Source organism: Flavobacterium seoulense (assembly GCF_000695795.1).
Taxonomy (GTDB): domain Bacteria; phylum Bacteroidota; class Bacteroidia; order Flavobacteriales; family Flavobacteriaceae; genus Flavobacterium; species Flavobacterium seoulense.
Window position 1 is genome coordinate 1 of sequence record NZ_JNCA01000033.1, and the last position, 1,643, is coordinate 1,643.

The 1,643-nt window shown below is 39.3% G+C and carries 1 protein-coding gene; it reads left to right on the forward strand.

Features of this window, described 5'->3' with window-relative positions:
• Positions 1 to 60: 60 nt before the first annotated feature.
• Positions 61 to 1,643: DUF7507 domain-containing protein (locus tag FEM21_RS15250; protein ID WP_035662285.1), on the forward strand; the 1,583-nt coding region annotated here is incomplete at its 3' end.

The following is a 1,643-nucleotide window of genomic DNA, read 5'->3' on the forward strand; positions in this document are numbered from 1 at the left end:
TTTAAATGGAACGGGGGCACACCGGTATTCTAACCTTTCTATTCGTCGGCAGCGTCATATGTGTATAAGGGACAGGGACAAGCCGATGGTTCGATTGCAGTAACTAGTAGTGCTGGATCAACTGTGGTAATTACCAATGCTCAAAACCAAGTAGTAAGCAATACCGGATTGCCAGCGGGAACTTATACTTTAACTGCTACCGCTCCGGGTGGAAACAATAATCAAAACTGTACCGCTACTGCTCAGGTAGTTATTAGCCAGCCTGCCATTGCTGTTTCCGTTAGCGGAATCGCTACCAATGCTTCCTGCTTTGGACAAGCCGATGGTTCGATTGCGGTAACTAATAGCGCTGGATCAATAGTGGTGATTACCAATGCTCAAAATCAGGTCGTAAGTAATACCGGATTGCCAGCAGGAACTTATACTTTAACAGCAACTGCTCCGGGTGGAAATAATGGTCAAAACTGTACTGCGACCGCTCAGGTAGTTATTAGCCAACCTGAAATTGCGGTTTCGGTTAGCGGAATTGCTACCAATGCTTCCTGTTTTGGACAAGCCGATGGTTCGATTGCGGTAACTAATAGTGCTGGTTCAATTGTTGTAATTACCAATGCCCAAAACCAAGTAGTAAGCAACACTGGATTAGCAGCTGGAACTTATACTTTAACAGCAACTGCTCCTGGTGGAAATAACGGTCAAAATTGTACTGCCACCGCTCAGGTGATAATTGAACAACCTAATGCAGCAATTAGTGCTACCGCAATTATCATTAACAATAATAATTGTGTAGGATGTAATAATGGTTCAATAAATATTACTGTACAAGGTGGTACTTCTCCTTATACTTACTCTTGGTCAAATGGTGCTATAACTGAAGATATTTCATCTTTGGCAAAAGGCCAATATAGTGTCGAAATAAAAGACAAAAATGGATGTACAGCAAACTATAGCTATTTTGTAACTGAATCTGGAATCGAAATTCTTAAAGATGCTTTCTATGAAGACACCAACAATGATGGTAAAGTAAATATTGGAGACAATATTCGTTATGACTTTACTGTAAAAAATATTGGTAATGTGACATTAACTAATGTAACCGTAACTGATAACAAAGCCATTGTTATGGGAGGTCCAATTACTTCTTTTATAGCAGGTGCTTCTGATAATACTACATTTACTGCTTCGCATGCTATCACTCAGGATGATATCAACAAAGGATATTATTATAATTTAGCCTTAGCAAATGCAAGCGACAATGAGAACATTCCTGTAACTGATAGCTCTACTGATCCTACGCCTTGTACAACTTGCCCTAAAGATCCTGAGTGTACAAATTGTACAATTACTGAAATACCTCAAAATCCGGGTATCTCAATTACTAAAGACGGAACTTATGTAGATACAAACCAAGATGGAAAAACAAACATTGGTGATGTAGTGTCATACAAATTTGTAATTACCAATACTGGAAATGTTACTTTGACTAACGTAACAGTAACAGATAACAATGCATTGGTAACTGGTGGACCAATTGCAACTTTAGCTCCTGGAGTAACTGATGCAACTACGTTTATTGCTTCGCATACGATCACTCAGGATGATATCAACAAAGGAATTGTATACAACTTGGCTACAGCTACAGC